This window comes from Amycolatopsis sp. NPDC049252 (assembly GCF_043197175.1).
Classification (GTDB): domain Bacteria; phylum Actinomycetota; class Actinomycetes; order Mycobacteriales; family Pseudonocardiaceae; genus Amycolatopsis.
Genome location: NZ_JBICSQ010000022.1, coordinates 78935 through 95867, shown reverse-complemented (window position 1 = coordinate 95867; position 16933 = coordinate 78935). Strand labels below are relative to the sequence as shown.

Here is a 16933-nt window from a genome sequence, read left to right as displayed (position 1 = left end):
GTTCCAGGTGAAAGGGGCAAGGTCAGTCCTTGACCGCGCCGCTGGTCAGGCCGGCCACGACGTAGCGCTGGGCGATGACGAGCAGGACGGCCGCGGGGATCGACGCCAGGGCGGCGGTGGCCATGACGCCGTTCCAGTCGGCGGACTGGTTGCCGACGAACCGGTAGATGCCGACGGTGACGGGTTCGAACGTCTGGCCGGTGGTGAGGGTGACGGCGAACAGGAAGTCGGCCCAGGCGAACAGGAACGAGAACAGCCCGGCGGTCACCATCGCGTTTCGGCTCACCGGGACGATGATCGAGAAGAACGTCCGCCAGTACCCCGCACCGTCCACTCGGGACGCTTCGGTCAGCTCCCGCGGGATCGAGATCATGAACGCCCGCAACAACAGCACGGCGAACGGGATCGTGGCGGTGGAATCGGCCAGGACGAGGCCGAGGTAGTTGTCGATCAGGCCGAGGTTGCCGAACACGGTGTAGAGCGAGTTGGCCATCACGATGCCGGGGATCATCTGCACGATCAGCATGACGAACACGATCACCGGCCCGCCCCGCATCTTCAGCTGGGCCAGCGCGTAGGAGGCCGGCATCGCGATCACCAGGGAGACCACGACGGTGCCGAGCGCGATGATCAGGCTGGAGAGCAGGTGCGGGCCCTGCGTCGAGAGCGCCTTGCGATAGCCGTCGAGCGTGCCACCACCGGGGAACCAGTCGGGATCGGGTTTGAGCAGCGCGCCGCTCGGCTGGAACGACGCGTTGACCATCCAGTAGAGCGGGAACAGCAGGACGGCGACGATCAGCACGCCCACCACGGTCTTCAGGCGGCCGGTCATGACGCCGTCTCCGCGAGGGTCGCCCGTGCCGAGCGCAGGTAGACCAGGCCGAAGACGGTGGCCACGACGATGAGCACGTTGCCGACCGCGGCACCCTGCCCGAACGCGAAGTCCTGGAACGACAGGCGGTAGGACCACGTCGTGAGCGTCTGGGTGGCGTTGGCCGGGCCGCCGCCGGTGACGACCATGATCACGTCGAACACCTTGATGGTGTAGACCAGCCCGAGCATGAGCACGATCCCGGTGACCGGGCGCAGCAGTGGCCAGGTGACGTGCCGGAACCGCTGCCACGCGCTCGCGCCGTCGAGCGCCGCGGCTTCGTGGAGACCGGCCGGGATGGCGCGCAGGCCGCCGTGCAGGATCACCAGGTTGAACGGGATGCCGATCCAGATGTTGGTGAGGATCACCGCGGGCAGCGCCCAGCTCGTGGTGGTCAGCCACGGTACGCCGTCGAGGCCCACGGCGCGCAGGGCCGCGTTGAGCACGCCGTGGTCCTGGTCGAACATCCAGCGCCAGACCGCGCCGCTGACCACCAGCGGCAGCAGCCAGGGGAGCAGCAGCAGCGACCGCAGCAGCGCGCTGCCGAGGAACCGGCCGTTGAAGAACAGGGCGAGCGCGAGCCCGATGCCGAACTGGCAGACGATCGAGCCGACGGTGAACAGCACCGTGTTGAGCACGGCGGTGCCGAAGAGCGGATTGCCGAACACGGCGGTGTAGTTGTCGAAGCCGACGAAGGGCGCTTCGCCGGTGTAGAACGACTTCACCGTGTAGTTCTGCGCGCTCATCACCAGGTTGGCGACCAGGGGGTAGCCGAAGAAGACGACGACGTAGGCGATCGCCGGGAGCAGGAACGCCCACGCCACCCACCGGTCGCCGCGCCGCGATCCACGGGTGACGGACCGGCGGGCGGCCGGCGCGTGAGTGGCGGTGAGCGTCATGACCCGGCTGCCTGCTGCGCGGTCTTCAGTGCCTGGTCGGCCGGCAGCTTGCCGGTCAGGGCCGCCTGGGTGGCGTCGGCCAGCGCCTGGGAGACCTTCGGGTACTTCTCGCCGAGCTCGGCGGTGCGGGAGCGCGCGGTCCCGACCTCGTCGATGAACGCCTGCATCGCGGGTTGCTCCGCGCCGAACTTCGCCGCGACGGCGGTCTTCGACGGGACGTAGGCGTGGGCCTTGCTCCACTCGAGCATCGTGGGATCGGCCAGGATGCACGCGAGCACCTTCCCGGCGGCCTGTTGCTCGGCGGGCTTGGTGACCGGCACGGCCCCGACCTCGCCGCCGAGCGCGACCGACGGGCTGCCGCCCGCCTTCGGCACGGGGATCGGCACCACGCCGTAGTGCAGTGACTTCTGCTCGTCGAGCCGGGCGAGGTTCCACGAGCCGTTGACCATCATCGCCGCGTTGCCGGCGACGAACTGGTCGGCGACGTCGTTCTGGTTCCACGTCACCACGGACTTGGACGCTCCCCCGGAGCCGACGAGGTCGGTGAGGTACCGCAGTGCCTGGGTGGCTTGCGGGGAGTCCAGCCGGGACAGTTCGGCGCCGTTGCTCCAGAAGAAGGGGAGGAACTGCCAGGTGCCTTCCTCCGACGGGATCGCGGAGAAGGCGAGCCCGTACTTGCCGTCCTTGGTCAGCTTCGCCGCCGCGGCCGTCAACTCGTCCCACGTTTTCGGCGGCTGTACGCCGGCAGCGGTGAGGAGGTCCTTGTTGTAGATCAGGGCCAGGCCGTTGACACCGGGTGCCAGGCCGTACACCTTGTCCTGGTAGGTGCCCGCTTTGATGATGCTGGGGTAGTAGCCGTCGGTGGAGATGCCGTAGTCGGTCAGCGGGGTCAGCGCGCCGGTGGCGGCGACCTGCTGGAGGGTGGGGTTGTCGGTGAAGAGCAGGTCCGGCAGTGTCTTGGAGCTCGCGCCCTGCAGGACCTTCGGCAGCAGCTGGGCGGTGGGCACCGTCTGACGCTGGATCTTGATGCCGGTCTGCGCCGCGCAGCCGTCGAGGATCTTCTGCCAGGCGGCGGATCCCTGCTCGTCGGCGTAGTAGTCGAGCTCGGTGATCGACGACGCCGGCGCCGCGGTGCCGCCCCCGGCCCCGCCGGGAGCCGGGGCCGGGCTGCACCCGGACACGAGGACGGCGGCAGTCGCGATGCCGGTGGCGGCCAGCAGGCCGTGGCGGAACGCGGGCATGGGGGACTCCTTCGGGCGCTCAGGTGGGGCTCGACCGGGGATGTGACGGGAAGGCTCAAGCGGGTGGGGCGCCGGTGCTGTCGCGCACGGTCAGGCGGGGCGAGAGCAGGCGGATCTCGGGGGTGGTGTGGCCACCGAGGCTGCGGACGACCATTTCGACGGCCTGCTTGCCGACCTCTTCGGCGGGGATGGCCACGGTGGTCAGCGCGACCGATTGCTGCTCGCCCATCGTTTCCGGGCAGACGGCGATGACCGAGAGGTCGTCCGGCACGCGCAGGCCACGGTGCCGCAGTTCGGAGAGCAGGGCCGGGAGAACGGCTTCGTTGTGCACCACCAGCCCGGTGATGCCGGGGTCTTGGGTGAACAGCTCGTCCAGTGCGTCGCTCGCGGCCTCGTAGGAGTGGTTGCACGGCCGGGTGATCACCCGCAGGCCCCGGTGGCCCGCGGTCCGGTTGAAGCCGCCGAGGAACCGCGTCGCGTAGCTGGTGCCGCGCTGGTAGACCGCGGGCGACGGACCGATCAGGGCGATCCGCCGGTGGCCGAGGTCGGCCAGGTGCGCGACGCACGCCGAGCCGGCCGCGGTGAAGTCGAGGTCGACGCAGGTCAACCCGGCCCGGTGCTCGGGCACGCCGATGAGCACCACCGGCCGGTCCAGGGCGAGCAGCACCGGCACCCGGGGATCGCCCGCCTCGACATCCATCACGATCAGCGCGTCGGCGATGGCCGCCGACGCCACCCGCTGGAGCGCGGCGGCCCCTTCGTCCTTCGTGAGCAGCAGGAGGTCGTGGTCGTACGCCCGCGCCGCGGTCACCACCGACGTGACGAACTGCATCACGACGGCGACGTTGAGGTCGGTACGCAGGGGGACCACCAGGGCGAGCACGTTGGTTCTGCTGCTGGCCAGGGCGCGGGCCCCGGCGTGCGGGTGGTAGCCGAGCTTGCGGATGCTCTCCTCGACGAGCTGCCGGGTCTGCGGCGAGATCGAGCGCTTGCCGCTGATCACGTACGACACCGTGCTGGGCGCCACCCCCGCCGCGGCGGCGACGTCGTTGATCGTGACCACGAGACTCCTCTCGGCGCACCGGATCGTCGAAGCGCATCGATGATCGATGAAGGTAAGTGACACATCTGCGAAACACAACCCCCGATCGTTGCTCGCGCGCTATTCGACAGTCATTCGACGAATATTCGAAATGCCACACCGGCGCCGAATCCATCGAAGCGCCAGCTCGGCCGGGTTTGCCCTGTTCACAGGCACCTATAGCGGGTACTCGGCGATTCGAGGGAAAGTCGCCGAGAGGCGCTTGACCGGGTTGTAACGAGGCTGCAATAGTCCTTCCATCCTCCTCTGACGCGACGACCGTCCGCGAAACACAGTCGAATCGCTTCGACAGATGCCCCTACCGGAGGTTCCACCGATGCGCAGAAACCTCTTCCGGACCGCGCGCCGCGGCGTCCTGCTGGCGGTGACCGCGACCCTGGTCGCGGCGCCGGTCGCCGCGGTCGCGGCGCCGCCCCCGCCGTTCCGGGACCCCTCGCTCCCGCTCGCCGTCCGGATCGGCGACCTGCTCTCGCGGCTCACCCTGGACGAGAAGGTCTCCCTGCTGCACCAGTACGAACCGGCCATCCCGCGCCTCGGCATCGGCGTGTTCAAGACCGGCACCGAAGCCCTGCACGGCGTGGCGTGGTCGACGGACTACGACAACAAGGGCGCCGTCGTCACCGCGAACGGAACCGTGTTCCCGCAGGCGCTCGGCCTGGCCGGCACGTGGAACCCGGACCTGGTCGAGCAGGTCGGCACGGCGGTGGGGCAGGAGGCCCGCGGCTTCAACGCCGAGAACCCGACCCTGTGGGGCCTGAACCTGTGGGCGCCGGTGGTGAACCTGCTGCGCGACCCCCGGTGGGGCCGCAACGAGGAGGGGTACTCCGAAGATCCGTACCTGACCGGCCGGCTCGCGACCGCCTACGGCCGCGGCATGCAGGGTGACGACCCGCGTTATCTCCAGGCTGCGCCGACGTTGAAGCACTACCTCGCCTACAACAACGAGGTCAGCCGCGACACCAGCAACTCCTCGGTGCCGCCGAAGGTCCTGCACGACTACGACGAGCAGGCGTTCAAGATCCCGTTGCAAGCCGGGGCGGCCAACGCGGTCATGCCGTCGTACAACCTGACCAACGGCCGGCCCAACACGGTGAGCCCCGACCTGGACGACGCGCTCCGCAAGTGGGCGCCGCGGGACATCGCCGTCGTCAGCGACGCGGGTGCCCCGTCGAACCTGGTCGATTCGGAGAAGTACTACGCCACCAAGGCGGAAGCGGACGCCGCGGCGATCAAGGCCGGGCTGGACAGCTTCACCGACAACGACACCGACGGCTCGATCACCGCGGCCGCGGTCCAGGAGGCCCTCTCGAAGGGGTTGCTGACCGTCGCGGACGTCGAGAACGCCGATCGGCACCTGCTCTCGCTGCGCTTCCGCCTCGGCGAGTTCGACCCGCCGGGACGCAACCCGTACGCGAAGATCACCCCGGCGGTCATCAACTCGCCGGCGCACCAGGCGCTGGCGCGCAAGGCCGCGGACGCCCAGGTCGTGCTGCTGCGCAACAACGACAACGCGCTCCCGCTCGACACCGCGCGGAACAAGAAGGTCGCGGTCGTCGGCCCGCTCTCCGACACCCTGTACGAGGACTGGTACAGCGGTTCGATGCCGTACCGGGTGACCCCGCTGCAGGGCATCACGGACCGCCTCGGCACCAACGGCACGGTCGCCTCGTCGGAAGGCGTCGACCGGATCGCCCTGAAGAACCTGGCCACCGGCAAGTACCTGACCGCCTCGGCGGACGCGGCGGGCGGCCCCCTCACCGAGGGCGCCACCACCGCCGGCGCCACCCAGTCGTTCGACGTCTTCGACTGGGGTGCGGGCAAGAACACCCTCCGGACCGTCGCCAACGGCAAGTACCTCGGCTACTCCGGCGGCACGCTGGTCAACAACGCCGTGCAGCCCAACGGCTGGTTCGTGCAGCAGCAGCTGAAGCTGGACAAGCAGCCCGACGGCAGCTACGTGCTCGAGTACGCGGGCAACGAGGTGGGCGAATCGTGGTTCGGCCCGGACAAGTACGCGGTGGTGGGGGCCGACGGCGTGCTGCGGATCGCCTCGCCCGACGTCGCGGGGGCCACGAAGTTCGGCCGCGACGTGGTCACCAGCGGGGTCGGCACCGCCGTGGCCGCGGCGAAGGACGCGGACACCGCCGTCGTGGTCGTCGGCAGCATGCCGTTCATCAACGGCCGCGAGGCGAACGACCGCAGCGGCACCGAGCTCGCGCCGGCGCAGCAGGCGCTGGTCGACGCCGTGCAGAAGGCGAACAAGCACACGATCGTCGTCGTCGAAAACAGCTACCCGACGACCGGGTGGGACACCCGGACCGCCCCCGGGATCGTCTGGACGACGCACGCCGGCCAGGAGACCGGGCACGCCGTCGCGGACGTCCTGTTCGGCGACTACAACCCCAGCGGGCGGCTGACGCAGACGTGGTACGCCTCCGACGCGAAGCTGCCGAGCATCCTCGACTACGACATCGCCAAGACCGGCATGACCTACCAGTACTACCGGGGCAAGCCGCTGTTCCCGTTCGGCTACGGCCTGAGCTACACCTCGTTCCGCTACGGCAACGTCCGGGCCGACCGGCCGGTCACCACGGCGGACGGAACGGTGACGGTGAGCGTGGACGTGACCAACACCGGCGGCCGCGCGGGCTCGGACGTCGTGCAGCTCTACACGAGCAACCGTGATTCCCGCGTCCGGCAACCGCTCAAGCAGCTGCGCGCCTTCCAGCAGGTCAGCCTGGAACCGCACGAGACCAGGACCGTGCAGCTGCAGGTCAAGGCGGCGGACCTCGCGTCGTGGGACGTCACGCGCAGCCGGTCCGTGGTCGAGACCGGGCGGTACGACTTCGCCGTCGGCCGGTCGGCCACCGACATCACGCAGACCGTGCCGGTGTTCGTCGCCGGCGAGGTCGTCCCGCCCCGCGACCTCGGGCAGCGGACGCTCGCCGAGAACTTCGACGGCTACCAGGGCGTCACGCTGACCGACCAGAGCAAGGCGAGCGGCACTTCGGTCGCGGCGGTGGCCGGCACCTGGATCGCGTTCGACGGTGTCCGGCTTTCGCCGTCGGCGCGGGCGATCACCGCGTCGGTGTCCAAAGCGGACTCGACGCCGGCCCGCATCACCGTGCGCCTGGACGACCCGGCCACCGGCCCGGTGCTCGGCACGCTCACGGTGCCGGGCACCGGCGGGAAGTACCGCTACACCGACGTGCGCGCCGCACTGGCGAAGGCGAGCGGGATCCGGAACGTCTACCTCGTCTTCGACGGCCCGGTGAACCTCCACTCCGTCCAGCTCACGAAGGAGGCCGGCCGGTGAAGCTCGGCAAGGCCCTCGATCCAGGGCAACGCCGGCGGCGAGGACCTGGCCGATCCGTGCGTGCCGGTGCGGGACCTCGCGAATCCGGGATACCGCGCCGTCAGCTGAAGTCGGTGAATCCGCGCAACGACGCTCGGGAAAGGAAGACCATGCCGAAACCGGCACGCGCCCTCGTGACCTCATTCGCCGTGGCGGCGGCCGTCGTGGCCGCCGCACCGGCGGCCCACGCCGCGACCTGGTCGTCTTCGGACAGGTGGGCGACCTGGTCCAACGGCGGTTACACGGTCCGCAACGACGTGTGGGGCAGCGGGGCCGGCCCGCAGACGATCTGGGCCAACTCCTCCAGCAACTTCGGGGTCTGGGCCGACCACCCCGACACCGGCGGCGTCAAGTCGTACCCGCATTCGGCCAAGGCCGTGAACAAGAAGCTCAGCGCGCTCGGCCGGGTGTCGAGCAGCTTCGACGTCACCCGGCCCGGCAGCGGTGCCTACGAGACGGCGTACGACATCTGGACGAACAACAACGCCTACGAAACCATGCTGTGGATGGACAAGCAGGGTGCGGTCGGCCCGCTGGGCAGCAAGCAGACGACCGCGACGGTCGGCGGCCACACCTGGGACGTCTACAAGGGCAGCAACGGCTCGAACGACGTGTTCTCCTTCGTCCGGACCTCGAACACCAGCTCCGGCACGGTGGACGTGCTGGCGGTGCTCAAGTGGATCCAGAGCAAGGGCTGGTTCGGGGACGTGACCCTCGGCGAGGTGCAGTTCGGCTTCGAGATCACCGCCGCCGGCGGCGGCCTGAACTTCACCACCAACAGCTACTCCGTTTCGTCGTCCTAGCGGGGGAGGGAAGGCCGCCATGGCGGCACCTTCCGCACCTCCCGCGGCACCCCGGATCGACCGGCTGCCGGACGTCGGGCGGAGTCCGAGCGCAAGGCACCGGCGCGATCGGCCCGACCATCAGCACCGCCCTCGAGAACCGATGGTCAGCGACATGATCGCCAAGGGAGAGCTCGACCCGCACAGGGCGCTCAGGTCTATGCGGTCGCCAGCAGTTGTTGCTTCGACCCGGTTCGGCAGCTCGCGCAGATGATCCGCTCGACGGGTTTCGATGGTGCTTGAATCTCTTGCATGCCACCAATGAACCCAGGAAAATCGCATTATGTCGAAAGTTCGCCGGACCATTGTCGCAACCGCCGTCATTGCCGCGGTTTCCGCTGTTGCCGCCCCGGCCGCGAACGCGGACACGATCCACCAAGTGCCGTGTAACGCTCCGGACTTCTTCAGATTCCAGGACCGGAACTTCAACCAGACGTGCTACGCCTATGCCGGCGTGACCGAACCGGACCTCGCTCTCGTCACCGCCTGGAGCAGCGGGAACAACGCCGGCTACTTCGTGTGGTCCGACGTCGACGGTGGGCCGTTCACCCGGTTCTTCGGCAAGAACGAGCGCGGAACCCTGCCGGACCGCAGCACTTACGTCGAAAAACTGAACATCTACTGACCTTCTGTTCAAGCACGATTCGGAGGCTCGTGTTCACCGCGACCGCAGGGGCCGCCCAGGCCAGTCCGGCACTCACCTGCACGTTGCGGTGCGGCACCGCGATCACCGCCTACCCGGACCCCGCCAGCCACATCATCTGGTGGGCTTCAGCTGGCGACCAGTTCACCAACTTCGACAACTACTGGCAGGACTACGACCACGCAACCGACGTCGGCACGGCTGCCCACCGGATGTGGCAGACCGCGAGGGAGATCGGGGCCGGTATCTGGTTCGTTGCAGCAGACGGGGAACGCGCCTGCGCCCGAACGCTTCTGTGGTGGCGTGGTGACCCGTTCCGGCGGAGACGACGGATGGAGCAGCCTCGCCACGTCAGTCACACGACCGCGGGGTGGTGGCGGAGCCCTTCGTCGGCGATTCCGCTGGACCTCCGCGCGCAAGGCGTGACATCCGCAGGTAGGGACCATTGGCCCATGGTGGAGGAAGGTTCGCCTGTCCTCGAATAAGATCGGCCGGTCGTGGGGAAGGGTCAGCCGGCCGGGGTCCAGGTGAGGACGTCGGCGTAGGCCGCCTCCAAACCCGCGTTGGCGCGGATGCTCGCCGGGATGCCGCCGGCGTCGGTGATCGGGTGGTTGTTCCTGATCAGCACGGACTTCTGGTCGTAGTCGGCGCTGCCGTTCTCCCAGTAGTTGTTCTCGATGTCGAGCGGGTCGTAGGTGCCCTTGTTCAGTGCGTAGTCGGTGTGCTTCGAACCCCAGGCGAGATCCGCGTTGTACAGCCCGTTGCCGGTGATCGTGATGTTTCCCGCGCCGTTGTCGGTGTAGACGGCCTTGCCCGCGCCCTTCTGATCGTGGATCACGTTGCCGGTGAGCTTCTCGCCGTCGGCCAGGTCCGGGCCGGTGTTGCCGTTGGTGTAGATGCCGGCACCGTCGGCCAGTAGCTGCATGTGGTCGAAGACGAGATTGTCGCTCAGCGTGTTGTTGTTGCTGTAGTTGGGTTCCGCCTTGATCTTCACCTTGTCCGGCCAGCCGCCCCAGCCGATCGAGATCCCGCTGTAGGGGGTGTGGTCGATCTGGTTGTGCGAGACGATGGTGTGCTCGGTGTAGCCGATGTCCATCCCGATGCCGCCCGCGTACTCCACCGACGTGGCGAACACGTGGTTGTCGAGCAGCCGGTTTCCGCTGGTGTGCTGCGCCGCCGCGGTGGGCGACGTGATGTCGACGCCGCCGAGTTCCAGCCCGTTGCCGGAGATGTCGGTGAACACGGTGCCCTGCACCAGGTCGTCCTGCGAGCCGGTGCCGAGGTCGAGTCCCGCCGCGCCCAAGTGGACGAACGCGTCCCGGGTGAAGCTGATGTTCCTGGCGTAGGCGAAGGAGACGTTGCCCGGTTCCTTGGTCCAGTTGCCGTACGGGCACTTCCCGCTGTCGACGAACTGGCACAGCCCTTGCTGGTCGTAGCCGTGCGCGCCGGTCAGCGTGTAGTTCGCTTGGATCTCGGAGAAGCCTTCGGGCGTGCTCGGGAAGTTCCAGGTGGCGTAGGAGAACTGGAGGCCGCTGAAGGTGATGTCGTGGACCGGCGCCGAGGCCGTCCCGATGCCGGACACCAGGGTTTCCACCGCGGGCGCGGTCACCGTCTCCTTGGTGATGTCCTCGCCGGGCTTCGGCACGTAGAAGACGGTGTGCGCGGCGTTGTCGAGGTACCACTCACCGGCGGAAAGCAGCTCGTAGGCGTTTTCCACCGCGGTGGGCAGCTCGGTGATGGCCTGGCGGCCGACCAGCTCGACCGTGCGGCCGGAGCCGTCGGTGCGCATCACGCGTTTCGTCGAGTTGTCCCAGCACGGCTGCGCCATCTTGATCGTCGTCGGCGAGATCGTGTTCACCGGGCACCGCGGCTGCGTCCACGCGCCGAGACCCCCGGTGTAGACGAAGTCGATGTCCTTGGGGTTGCGCCAGTTGTCCATCGCGGCCGACGACGTCGTGTAGCCGCCGGTGATCCTGGTCAGTGTCACCGGCAGGGTGCCGGTCGCGCGCGGAACGCGGGCGCCGTTGACGTACAGCTGGCGCGTGCGCAGCGTCGCGGGGGCGGGCGCGGACCAGATGTTCTTGCCGCTGTCGGAAACCTTCCAGCCGGTGATCGGGACGCCGCCGCTGATGACCGGCCGGGCGCCGGGTGCGGCGGTCCAGAGCACGCGGTGACCGTTGGCGCCGGAGTCGGCGGCGGTCAGCCGCAACGGCGCGCTCAGGGGGTAGGTGCCGTCTTCGAGGCTGACCGAGACGTCGCCGGTCATGCCCGGGATGAGTCCGCGCACGAGCTGCTGGGCGCGTTGCGGCGTCCTGACGGCCTGTGCCGCGCTCGTGCCGTCGTGGGTGTCGTCGCCGTCCGGGGCGACGTGGACGACCTGCTGCGGCGCCGACGTCGCCGGGGTCACCAGGACCCCCGTCGCCGTCAACGCGAGGCCGGTCGCGAATAGGGCCGCCTTGACTCGTGTGCGCACGATGACCGTCCTTCGTCGTAGGCTCTGGCCGGCTCGGAGTCTGACCGGTGCGACGAAGAAATGTCAACGATTGGTCGGATGACTTATCGGGCATTGCGGGGCGAAGAGGGCTATTTCGCACCTGAATGTCCCGGTCATCGGATCTCTCTGCGCTCGGCGCCAACCCGGGAGCCCTGGAGGCCGCCGTAGCAGGACGAACCGGTCGAGGCATGGTGCTCGGCCTGCACCCACACGCTGACGGGGTTCTGCGCGGCGACGACCCGTGTTCAGGCCGGCAGGCCGTTGTCGCCGGTGTCGAGGACCTGGGTCTTGAACTTCGTCAGGAACGCGGTGAACTCACCCGTGGTGGACTCGATGATGGTCCCGCCGTCCTGCCAGATGCCGTCGAGGTGCTGGAACTGCCCGGGCGGGTCACCTTGGTTGTAGTGGATGTCGTGGACGCCGGGGCCATGGGTGTACGGCGCGCCGAAGACGTGGACCCGCCGGCAACCGGTGAGCCGTTGTTCGAGCAGGTTCAGCGCGTTGTCCGCGGTGCTTTCGACCCAGCCGAACCGGGGGGAGCGCAGGATCGTGGTGACCAGCGCGGCCAGCGGACCGGCGATCAGCGTCAGGCAGCCGCGGCCGCGCAGCAGCGGGGACCTCAGGTAGTCGAGCGCGCCGGACGTGGCGTCGCGGGCGAGGGGATGCCAGCCGGGTCCGAGGCCGGCGATGGTGGTGAACCGGGTGGCGTCGAGGTTGCGCACTTCGCGGTACTGCACCGGAACACCGCACGCCGTAGTCGGCCAGCGGCATCTTGGCTCCTTCCGGTCAGCCGAACAGCAGCCGTTGGCGGCAGCTGGGGGTCGCCGGGTCGTAGTAGCGGCGGGTCCAGCTGTCGTCGGGGGCGAGGTAGGCGGTGTCGCGCTGGTCGTCGTCGCGGAGTTTCTGCTGGAGGTAGCGGAAGTAGAAGTGGTTGAAGATGCGCATGAACTCGCCGAGGTAGATGTCCGCGACCCGGGTGTCCCCTCGGATCATGAGCATGTTCTCGTCGTTTTCGTGGACCGAGGCGTCGCTGAAGTTGCCGGAGCCGGTGATGACGAGCGGGTCGTCGCCGAGTGGGTCGACGAGCATGAACTTGGTGTGGGTGTAGCGGACGTGGACGTTGAGGCCGGTCAGGTGTTCCTTGGTCCAGCGGTCGAGGATGTCGGAGCTCAGCAGGGATCCGACGGCGACCTTGATGTCGTGGTCGCGGGTGAATTCGACGTCTCCGCTGTCGGGTGGTTCTTCGAGGACGAGGTAGCGCAGCACGTCGGACTCGGGGGCGATCGCGTCGGCGATCTTGTCGTGCACCCCGAAGGCCGCGGTCATGAAGAACGACTTCCGGGCCCGCCCGGCTTGCGTGGCGTACCAGTCGATCAGGTCGAGGGTGCTTCTCGGGCTGACCACGGGGGAGATCCCGGCCGTCGGCGGGGTGGTGGGGGTGGGTGCCGCGGCGGTGTTGGCGGGCCGGATCTCGGCGTAGTCGGGGTCGGTGGACAGGCGGGTCCAGTAGCCGAGGTACTCGGCGGCGACGTCGTCGTCGCGGACGAGGTGCCCGACGTTGGACTGGCCGAACAGGCCGCCCCAGGTGATGTTGGTCGATCCGGTCCAGACGGCTCGCGGCTTGCCCTCGTGCAGCAGCACGAGGAACTTGTTGTGCGAGATGGCGCTGTTGGTCTTGCGCGGAATCATGCACGGGTCCAGGCCGGCGGCGGTGACGGCCGGCTCGGTCTGCTGCCAGACCTTGGCACGCTTCGGATCGGTGCTTGCTCGTCCGCGTCTGTCGTAGACGATCTTGACGTCGACCCCGCGGTCCGCGGCCGCCTTCAGCGCGTCGAGCACCGGCGGGTAGGAGAATTCGTAGACCGAGCCGCGCAGCGCGTACTCGGGCCCGGTGGCCGAGGCGATGTAGGTGAGGAGTGCTTCCTCGAGGCCGCGGGAGAGCCAGTCGTAGGCGGGGTCGGTGCGGTCGTCGGTGCGGGGCGGGCGGCCGAACTTCTGCGCGTAGGCCTGGCTGGCGGCGACGCCGCGGTTGAAGTGGATCGCGTGGGTGCCGATGTCCACGGGTTCCGTCCGGACGGTCACGGTGACGTCGCGGCCGATCGTCAGGTTCTTCGGCTTTCCGTAGAGCGCGACCACGCGGTACTGGTACTCGTGATCCGGCTCGACGGTGTAGTCGCCCCACTGGAAGGATTGCAGCGGGTGTTCGCGGAGGCTGACGGACGAGCCCGGCGGGATCCCGCGTGAGGTCTCCTTGAACACTTTCATGCCGCGGAGCCAGTAGCGCTCGTCCTTGGCCGCGTCGAACCGTTCGACGGCGAAGCCGAGAAGGCCGGTGGCGGCTTGCTCGGGAAGGTCGATCCCGAGCAGCACCACGTAGGAGCCGGCCACGGCGTGGACCTGTAACGAATCGGCAGTACTGCGGCTTCGCATGGTCGTGCCTCCACACTCACTGTGCCCGGCACTCATGGGTCGCAACGGACACGGTGGCCGTTACTGCGCCCGCGGCCGGTGACCGACGAGACGGCGGTTTCGGTGGTTCGCCTGTCCAGGCCGGTCACGTCTCCTTCGCCAGGTCGAACGCTCAGCCAGGCTCGCGTCGACCTCGCTCGGCATCGCCGCGCGCTGCAGCTCGACCGCTCGGCTGTCGCCCGGTACGTGGACCGGGATGAACGGGATCCCGTGCTCCGGCACCGAGCTCACCGCCTCGTACGCGATCGGCGCGCGCGGTTCGTCCGGCTGCGTGGCCTGGTGCCGCCGGCGGCGGAACGCGAGCGATTCCGCCGCCATCTCGTGGCCACGTCCTCCAGCGCCGGGCCCGTCGAGACCTTCGGCGTGCCCGGTGGCAGCAGCATCCCGGAAAGATCAGCCGGGCCAGGTCGGTGCGGTCCGGGGTGACCGCGGCGAAGTTCGTCCTGCCGTCCTCGACCGCCCACCTGCGGGGCAGCGGCATGCCGGAGTAGCGCACCGGCGAGGGATCACGGTCCGGTTGAGCTTTTCGAGACCGGTCGAACGGTGCGTCGTTCGAGCTGGTTCGAAAAGCTTGCGACGTGGCGGCTCCGGCAGGAACCTGGGTCGGCATTGCTTGCGATGAAAGGGGAATTCGTGTCGAGGAAAGCGATGATGGCCAGTGGTCTGCTGGCGGCCGCTATGGTCTTGACCGGAACAGGTGTGGCGGCTGCGTCAACCCAGGCGACCAACCCGAACACGTGCAAATTCACGAGCGACTGCGGGACCGGCACCGATCCGGTACCCGGTGGCCGCCGGCAGATCTGGTGCGACTGGAACGGCGGGCCGGCGAGCTACTTCCGGGTACTGCAGAACGGATTGTGGACGCAATGGTCCGCGAACGGAGCCAACAGCGGTACCGTCGGTTGTGGAACCACCGGTGACCTCGCCGGGAACCTGCACGTACAGGTTCATCTCTCGCAGCCTGCGACCTCGATCAGCGTCGGCTGGCACCTGTAGCCGGAGGAGCGTGGGATCAGCCGAAGTGCAGGGCTCTCAGGCGAGGGAACTCCTCAAGGGCAGGGGAGTCCTGCGCTCGGTCCGGCGCCGCCGGCCTTGCCGCTCCGGCTGTTCACCATCCCCGCGATACGTACCGCGGGGCGTGCGAGAACGCCTACGGCCCTTACCCGCCTGTGCTCCCCTTGGCGCCCGAGTCCGCAGCGTGGTCCCCTCGTCCGACCTGAACCGAAGTCGGTGAGCGGGTCACGCCCGCGGCGAGCGTGCGGTCCGGGGTTCGGCGGCGTGGTCGGTGTGTGGGCACATCGAGTACCTCCCGATGCAGCCAGATCCGGCCGTTGCTCTTACCTCGGGTCATGCACTGCAGCACTTGGCATGTTCACCCGAAGACCGTCTGCAGCGCTCGCTGCGGTTGAGGGCGGTGACCTTACGGACGGCGTCGGCGACGGCGCGGAAGTCCTTACGCAGGATCGCACCGTGGCTGCCGGTGACCTTTGCGCTGATGCGGATGTTCGGGTTGCGTTCGGTCACGGCAGGGAGGCTGGTGCGTATCTGGTCGTGCCCACCCTTTGCCGAGTTCGATGGTGCTGCTCGCCATCTTTTCGGCGTTCATCCGTGGGGTCAGACCGGTCGGGTGCAGCAGCGGCATGAACCGGCCCCATCGCCGAGACGCTTTCCGGATCCCTTGTTCCATGGCGTCGGTGAGCCAGTCGTACGGTTGCGCGCCCTCGACGAAAGCTCCGTAAGACCAGCCCGCCCCCAGCGCCCGGTCCACGCCCCGGGCCGCGAGCACGGCATCGACATCCCGGACGGCGGCTTCGAACGAATAGTCCGCCGAGCGCTGTGACTTCCTGCCGCGGGCTCGCTCGTCGTAGGTGATGTGCCGCCATCCCGTGCCCAGGTCGGTGATGACCCGCCGCCAGTACCCCTGGGTGGCGAACTGGCCGTTGAGGTGGATCACGGGGGTGCCGGCCGGGTGCTATTTCCCGGCCGTGCCGGATTCCCCGCCGATGGACTCCTGATAGACGTCCGCGTAGGTGCGTGAGTCCTTGATCAGGTCGTCGCAGAACGCGGCGACGTCGTTGCCGATGAGGGCCACGACCCCCTGGCCCGCGGCGACGCCCTCTTCGAAGAAGGCGACGATTCCCGGGAGCAGAGGTCCGTCGGGCAGGTCGATCGGCCCGACCTTGAGGAGGTACTTCTGCATCTCCTGGTAGACGATCTGGTAGTCCGGCGGGAGTGCCTTGACCCGAGCCATGTGGGTCCGCCACTGCTTCTTGCCCTCGATGATGTCTTGGATGCCCATCTCAGCCTCCCAGCTGGTGCAATTTCCTGGCGACGTTCCGGTTCACCTGCTCGCGCCACCGGTCGCGATGGGTTCTGGCCCCTTCTCCGCCGGCCAGTGCCGCGCAGAAGCCTCGGATGTCGTCGCCGAGCACCTCGTGCACGCTCTGCCCCTCGGCCGCGGTCTCTTCGAGCAGCCCCAGCGCACCGTCGAGAATCGGCATCAGGTTGCGACCGGTGAAGTCCGAGTAGGGAGAAAAGTGGCCCTTGATCTGTTCCCACGCAGCGCGGTATTCGTCCGGCAGGGTTTCGGCCCGACTTTCGAACGCCTTCCATTCCCTGGTGAGATCGCTGCCGGTGATGGTCTCCCAGACGTTCATCTCCCGCCCTCCTTGAGCTTGTCGATGCGTGATGAGACGTACTGCCATTTCGCCCAGAACTTCGCGAGTTCCTCGCGGCCGCTGTCGTTGAGCGCGTAGAACTTGCGCGGCGGGCCCACCCCGGACGGTCGTTTCGTCACCTGGACGAGCCGGTTCCGTTCCAGTCGCAGCAGGATGGTGTACACGGTCCCCTCGACGACGTCGGCGAAGCCGAGGTCGTTCAGCTGACGGGTGATGGCGTACCCGTAGGTTTCCTCGCTGCCGATGATTTCGAGCACGCACCCTTCGAGCGTGCCTTTCAGCATCTCCGTCAGGTCGTCCATCACGAGCCTCCTCGACCATCGGTACTACGTGGTACCG

Annotated in this window: 16 protein-coding genes; 4 read left to right on the top strand and 12 right to left on the bottom strand. The window is 68.4% G+C overall.

What is annotated here, in order from left to right:
* Nucleotides 1-22 precede the first annotated feature (22 nt).
* Genes ACGFMK_RS23875 through ACGFMK_RS23860 form a run of 4 tightly spaced genes read right to left on the bottom strand, consistent with a single transcriptional unit; the run spans nucleotide 23 to nucleotide 4074 of the window.
* The gene (locus ACGFMK_RS23875; RefSeq protein ID WP_392767034.1) at nucleotides 23-832 is read right to left on the bottom strand and encodes a carbohydrate ABC transporter permease; all 810 of its coding nucleotides are present in this window, start codon (nucleotides 830-832) and stop codon (nucleotides 23-25) included.
* Nucleotides 829-1770, bottom strand: coding sequence for a carbohydrate ABC transporter permease (locus ACGFMK_RS23870; RefSeq protein WP_392767031.1), 942 nt, complete (start codon nucleotides 1768-1770; stop codon nucleotides 829-831). The genes ACGFMK_RS23875 and ACGFMK_RS23870 overlap by 4 nt, the downstream gene beginning before the upstream one ends.
* Nucleotides 1767-3011, bottom strand: a complete 1245-nt coding sequence (locus tag ACGFMK_RS23865; protein ID WP_392767028.1) for an extracellular solute-binding protein — start codon at nucleotides 3009-3011, stop codon at nucleotides 1767-1769. Before ACGFMK_RS23865 ends, ACGFMK_RS23870 begins: the two co-directional genes overlap by 4 nt.
* Before the next feature lie 55 nt (nucleotides 3012-3066).
* Entirely contained in the window at nucleotides 3067-4074 is a 1008-nt protein-coding gene (locus ACGFMK_RS23860) for a LacI family DNA-binding transcriptional regulator (RefSeq protein WP_392767025.1), read from the bottom strand.
* A 355-nt stretch (nucleotides 4075-4429) separates the two neighbouring features.
* Here ACGFMK_RS23860 and ACGFMK_RS23855 point away from each other — a divergent pair, with 355 nt between their 5' ends.
* From ACGFMK_RS23855 to ACGFMK_RS23845, 3 genes are all read left to right on the top strand, one after another.
* Nucleotides 4430-7429 carry a glycoside hydrolase family 3 C-terminal domain-containing protein gene (locus tag ACGFMK_RS23855; RefSeq protein WP_392767022.1) on the top strand — a complete coding sequence of 1000 codons (3000 nt, stop codon included), beginning with the start codon at nucleotides 4430-4432 and terminating at the stop codon, nucleotides 7427-7429.
* A gap of 113 nt (nucleotides 7430-7542) precedes the next feature.
* Nucleotides 7543-8271, top strand: coding sequence for a hypothetical protein (locus ACGFMK_RS23850; RefSeq protein WP_392767020.1), 729 nt, complete (start codon nucleotides 7543-7545; stop codon nucleotides 8269-8271).
* 322 nt (nucleotides 8272-8593) lie between these two features.
* Nucleotides 8594-8935 carry a hypothetical protein gene (locus ACGFMK_RS23845; RefSeq protein WP_392767017.1) on the top strand — a complete coding sequence of 114 codons (342 nt, stop codon included), beginning with the start codon at nucleotides 8594-8596 and terminating at the stop codon, nucleotides 8933-8935.
* 526 nt (nucleotides 8936-9461) lie between these two features.
* Here the strand turns inward: ACGFMK_RS23845 and ACGFMK_RS23840 are convergent.
* From ACGFMK_RS23840 to ACGFMK_RS23825, 4 genes are all read right to left on the bottom strand, one after another.
* Entirely contained in the window at nucleotides 9462-11426 is a 1965-nt protein-coding gene (locus ACGFMK_RS23840) for a right-handed parallel beta-helix repeat-containing protein (RefSeq protein WP_392767015.1), read from the bottom strand.
* A 266-nt stretch (nucleotides 11427-11692) separates the two neighbouring features.
* A complete protein-coding gene (locus ACGFMK_RS23835; RefSeq protein WP_392767012.1) occupies nucleotides 11693-12184 on the bottom strand; it encodes a DUF2278 family protein in 492 nt (163 codons plus the stop codon).
* Between the two features lie 49 nt (nucleotides 12185-12233).
* Nucleotides 12234-13835, bottom strand: coding sequence for a phospholipase D-like domain-containing protein (locus ACGFMK_RS23830; protein ID WP_392767010.1), 1602 nt, complete (start codon nucleotides 13833-13835; stop codon nucleotides 12234-12236).
* Nucleotides 13836-13937: 102 nt separating this feature from the next.
* A complete protein-coding gene (locus ACGFMK_RS23825) occupies nucleotides 13938-14234 on the bottom strand; it encodes a hypothetical protein (protein ID WP_392767007.1) in 297 nt (98 codons plus the stop codon).
* A gap of 225 nt (nucleotides 14235-14459) precedes the next feature.
* On the opposite strand from ACGFMK_RS23825, the gene ACGFMK_RS23820 reads away from it, so the two are divergent.
* Entirely contained in the window at nucleotides 14460-14912 is a 453-nt protein-coding gene (locus ACGFMK_RS23820) for a hypothetical protein (protein WP_392767004.1), read from the top strand.
* A 351-nt stretch (nucleotides 14913-15263) separates the two neighbouring features.
* Here ACGFMK_RS23820 and ACGFMK_RS23815 read toward each other — a convergent pair whose 3' ends face one another.
* The 4 genes from ACGFMK_RS23815 to ACGFMK_RS23800 form a co-directional block, all read right to left on the bottom strand.
* On the bottom strand, nucleotides 15264-15440 hold the full coding sequence (locus ACGFMK_RS23815; RefSeq protein ID WP_392767001.1) for a hypothetical protein: 177 nt from the start codon (nucleotides 15438-15440) through the stop codon (nucleotides 15264-15266).
* Between the two features lie 448 nt (nucleotides 15441-15888).
* The gene (locus ACGFMK_RS23810; RefSeq protein ID WP_392766998.1) at nucleotides 15889-16215 is read right to left on the bottom strand and encodes a DUF1048 domain-containing protein; all 327 of its coding nucleotides are present in this window, start codon (nucleotides 16213-16215) and stop codon (nucleotides 15889-15891) included.
* 1 nt (nucleotide 16216) lies between these two features.
* On the bottom strand, nucleotides 16217-16573 hold the full coding sequence (locus tag ACGFMK_RS23805) for a DUF1048 domain-containing protein (RefSeq protein WP_392766995.1): 357 nt from the start codon (nucleotides 16571-16573) through the stop codon (nucleotides 16217-16219).
* Entirely contained in the window at nucleotides 16570-16896 is a 327-nt protein-coding gene (locus ACGFMK_RS23800) for a PadR family transcriptional regulator (protein WP_392766993.1), read from the bottom strand. Before ACGFMK_RS23800 ends, ACGFMK_RS23805 begins: the two co-directional genes overlap by 4 nt.
* Between the last annotated feature and the right edge of the window lie 37 nt (nucleotides 16897-16933).